Here is a 4,180-nt window from a genome sequence, read left to right on the forward strand (position 1 = left end):
GCCGCATCGCCGGACTGCCGCACGACAGCGTGAAAATGAGCGTCTTCGTCCAGCAAAGCATCAATGCCGACCCCTCCGGCGTACTCGTTACCGTCAATCCCTACGATACCGCGCAGAAAAACACTTCCTACATCGCCGCCAAACGCGGGCTGGGCATTCGCGTAGTCGAAGGAAAACGGGTGGCGGAACAAGCCGTTTACAACCGCCGCAACGACGCCGTACAACGCCTCAGCTCCTCCAACGAAACCACCGCGCTGCAATTGGATGAAAACGGCGGCGTCAGGGAAGTACCGATCACCGGAGGCAACGTCATGAATCACGACCAAATCCGCCACCTCGACCAAGCCGGACAGCAAATCAAACAGCTTTTCGGCAACGGCGAACAAGACATCGAATGGGCTTTCGCAGGCGGTAAACTCGTCATCCTTCAGGCAAGGCCTTATTTAAACGGCAGGCGTTATAGTGGATTAACTTTAAACCAGTACGGCGTTGCCTCGCCTTAGCTCAAAGAGAACGATTCTCTAAGGTGCTGAAGCACCAAGTGAATCGGTTCCGTACTATCTGTACTGTCTGCGGCTTCGTCGCCTTGTCCTGATTTAAAGTTAATCCACTATATTTGCGTTTGAGGCGGAGTGGGGTGGTTGATGGGCATTTTCTGCTTTTGTTCGCTATAAGCCCTTGCTGGTGTAATGAAGCGGATGAACAAAAAAAGGAGGCAATCCCCCACAGGATTGCCCCAATACCTCAAATCAGAGATTTACGCTTCACAAACAATACAGGCTTTCGCCTGCGGCTTTACCTGCACGGCTCAACTCCGTGCGGGTAAACTTTTGTTTCGAGGGAGTGAGTCTCGAAACATTCACTTGCAAGCTGGAAGCTTGCAGTAGGAAACCGGAGTATCAAATCTTGCCAGTACGGCTGTAATTTGATGTAACGAAATTTACGCGAAAATTTTGGGTTTGCCAAGTGGTTTACATTATTTTTTTATGTAAAATATATATTTATAACATTCCAATATTTATAAAAAATATAAAATATAATTCTATTAATTTTAAATTTTTATAAATATTAAAATTATATTTTTATAAATTTGGCACTATATTCTTTAAGGGATGGTTGGTGCAATTGATTTTTTAAAAATGTTATTTTATAACGCTTTGATTTTAAATTAAATTAAATTTAATATGTTAATCAAAATTTTGCATCATATTTATGTTTTACGGGAAATACGCCGGTTTTTTCCTCTGTTTCCCGTTTAATGGGGTTGAATATCCATTTTATCCAAAGAGTTAATGTGAAAAATTCTCAATTAAAAATTTGTTACTATCGTTGTTAATTTTCGATTTAATAGAAATGATAAAAGCCCGAATATGACGGGCTTTGCTTTTTGTTGTAATTGTATGTAATTCAATAAAATCCCTGTTCGCCTTCAGGGCGGGTTTTGAAGCGTTTGTGCAGCCAGAAATATTGTTCGGGATTTTCCCTTGCCCGTGCTTCGATAAAATCGTTCATGCGTTGGGTATCGGCTACAACGTCGTCTGAAGGGAAGTTTTCCCATGCGGGATAGAAACGCAGCGTAACCGTGTTGTCGGCATTGCGCGTCGGAATGGCGGGGATAACTTTGGCTTTGGTCATGCCTGCAATGCGGCTTAAGCCTGAAATTGTGGCGGTGGGTATGCCGAAGAAGTTGACGAAGATGGAGTCGTTGCGGCCGAAATCCTGATCGGGCAGGTAAAGGAAGGGGGCGTCGCTTTTTCGCAGTTGCTTGATAATCGCGCGCAGGCCTTCGGTGCGGCCGATGAGGAAGACGTTGTCGTAGCGGTGGCGGCCTTTGAGGATTTGTTCGTCCAACGCTTTGTTTTTTTGGTGCGAATACATGCTGGTCAGCGGCACGTCCTGATTGAGGGTGTAAACCGCCATTTCAAATGCGGTGAAATGCGGATAAAGCAGGATGACTTTTTCGCCTGACGCGAGCGTGTTATCAAGATGGTGTTTGTCTTGATAATGCACGAGTTTGCGCAGCCTGTCGGCAGGCGCGTACCAATACAGTCCGTATTCGAACATCAGCTTCGCCATGTGCTGAAAATGGCGTTTGAGCACGGCTTTGCGTTTGTCTTCGCTCCATTCGGGAAAGCATTTTCTGAGGTTGGTTTCGCCGACTTTACGGCGCGGTTTGACGGCGTAATAGGCGAGGATGCCCACTGCGTCGGCGATTTTGTGTATAACTTTGAAGGGCAGAAGCTGGATGAGGTAGAGGAGGAAAAAGGCGGCTTTCATGTCGTCTGTTGAGGAATGGGGCGGGAAAAAGGGAATTATAACGGAAAGGGCTGTTTTTCAGGCGGATTGAGGTGGGGAAGAGGGAGGGATTGGCGGCATTTTTGAAACCGGTGTTTTCAGGAGACGCAGCCTGTCTACGGGCATGGTTTCAAATTTGCCTGTGGATGGGCAGGGTTTGTTATTTGAAAAAACGGCCGCAGCAGGCTTTGAATTTTTTGTGCGAACCGCAGATGCAGTCATGTTTCATGCCGGGTAAGGGCGTGGTCGGGTCGATGAAATACCAGCGGTCGTCGATTTTGACGAAGGCGGATAATTCATGATGGCAGGCTGTTTCCTGACCGTCTTGAAAATAGGCTTTGAATTCGACTTGGGCGTGTTGTTTGCCGACATTGGCGTGTTGCAATACTTCCAAACCCTGCCAATGGGTCGTCTGACTCCATGCCAGCATATCGGCTTGATCGAGCAGGTGTTGCTGGGAAGGGACAGTCGTTTCAACGATATAGGCGATATCGTGCAAAACATAGGCGCTGTATCTGGAGCGCATCAGCTGTTCGGCGGTTTGCGGCAGGTTTTCGTGGCGGTGGAACGGGGCGCAACAGTCGTTATAAAGTTGTCCTGAAGAGCAGGGGCAGGTTTGGGGAGCGGTCATTTTGGTTTGGGTTGAGTAGTGTTGGGGAAAAGTTGCGGTTTGGCTGTCGGGGATTCAATCGACCAATTTTTTGCCTAAGATGACAACATCGGCTTGTTGTTCTCCTAAGTCGCATACGGCGGGCAATCGCCCCCATTCCGTAAAGCCGAACTGGTGAAACAGGTGCATGCTGGGGTAGTTATGTCCGAAGATGACTGCCAATATGTTTTTAATGCCCAAGGACGGTGCGCGCTCGAGCACATTTTGCAGAAGGATTTTGCCCACGCCGATACCGCGCGCGTCATGGCGGACATAGAGGCTGATTTCTGCGCTGATGTGGTAGGCATGGCGCGGGTAGTAGTCGCTGAGGCTGCACCAAGCCAAAACCGTGCCTTCGTGATTTTTCAATACATACAGAGGCTGCTTGCCGCCGTGTGCGTCGAACCAAGGTTCGCGTTCGGCAATGCTGACAGGCGTCAGGTCGGCAGTGGATTGGCGGGCGGCTATGGTGCTGTTGTAAATCTCGACAATGTCGGGCAGGTCGGTTTTGGCGGCTTCAGTGATGGTGTATTGCATTCAGACGACCTTAACAGGCTATTGAATCAGTTTGGAAACGGTTTTAAAGGCGGGGTGGCGGGCATCGCCCAACAGTTGGAACAAAATGCTTTCCACATTGGAAACGGTGGCGCGGGCTTCGCGCATTTGCGCCAGTCCGTTTTCTTTGTTTGCAGGTGAACGGGATGTCGTGCATTCAAAGGGAGCGTAAACGTTGAAACCTTCCAAGCGCAAATCCAATACGGTTTGCAGCATACAAATATGGGTTTCTGCACCGATTAAGATGATGTTTTGAACGGCTGCCTGCGTCAAAATCGCGTGCGTTTCGGGGGAGAGGGCGGAGAAACGGGTTTTTTCGATAAAAGGCGTGGTTTCGGGCAGCAGCAGGGATACGGCGGGAACCGTTTTGCCCAATCCTTTCGGATATTGCTCGGTCACGGCAAACGGGACGCCTAAGGCGTGAAGCCCCTGTATCAGGATACGGCTGTGGTGCAGCATATCGTCTTTGTCGTGCAGGGCGGGGAGGAGGCGTTCTTGGATGTCGATAATCAGACACAGGGTGTTTTCGGGATTCATAAATATTCCTTTCGCGCCAAGTGGAGGGTGTATTCCATTATAGCGAAAGCCGGTGTGTCTGTAATGGCTGCGGTTTTGATGGGCGCGTTTTCATTTTGCGCAGGATGGTATAGTGGATTAACTTTAAATCAGGACAAGGCGACG

General features: G+C 48.8%; 5 protein-coding genes. 1 reads left to right on the plus strand and 4 read right to left on the minus strand.

The features are described 5' to 3' along the window. Positions 1-503 (plus strand): PEP/pyruvate-binding domain-containing protein (locus tag HMPREF1051_RS08890; protein WP_003767398.1); only part of this gene is annotated, 503 nt, incomplete at its 5' end. 904 nt (positions 504-1,407) lie between these two features. Here the strand turns inward: HMPREF1051_RS08890 and HMPREF1051_RS08895 are convergent. The 4 genes from HMPREF1051_RS08895 to HMPREF1051_RS08910 all read right to left on the minus strand — a co-directional run bounded on the left by HMPREF1051_RS08895 (position 1,408) and on the right by HMPREF1051_RS08910 (position 4,036). After that, positions 1,408-2,277 (minus strand): lipid A biosynthesis lauroyl acyltransferase, encoded by an 870-nt coding sequence (locus HMPREF1051_RS08895; RefSeq protein ID WP_003767394.1) that lies wholly within the window; start codon positions 2,275-2,277, stop codon positions 1,408-1,410. A 178-nt stretch (positions 2,278-2,455) separates the two neighbouring features. Then, a complete protein-coding gene (locus HMPREF1051_RS08900) occupies positions 2,456-2,926 on the minus strand; it encodes a YchJ family protein (RefSeq protein WP_003767397.1) in 471 nt (156 codons plus the stop codon). 54 nt (positions 2,927-2,980) lie between these two features. Beyond that, a complete protein-coding gene (locus tag HMPREF1051_RS08905; RefSeq protein WP_003767389.1) occupies positions 2,981-3,481 on the minus strand; it encodes a GNAT family N-acetyltransferase in 501 nt (166 codons plus the stop codon). Between the two features lie 18 nt (positions 3,482-3,499). Beyond that, positions 3,500-4,036: an isochorismatase family protein gene (locus tag HMPREF1051_RS08910; RefSeq protein WP_003767391.1), complete on the minus strand. Its 537-nt coding sequence runs from the start codon at positions 4,034-4,036 to the stop codon at positions 3,500-3,502. Positions 4,037-4,180 lie beyond the last annotated feature (144 nt).

This window comes from Neisseria sicca VK64 (genome assembly GCF_000260655.1).
GTDB classification, from domain to species: Bacteria; Pseudomonadota; Gammaproteobacteria; order Burkholderiales; family Neisseriaceae; genus Neisseria; species Neisseria sicca_B.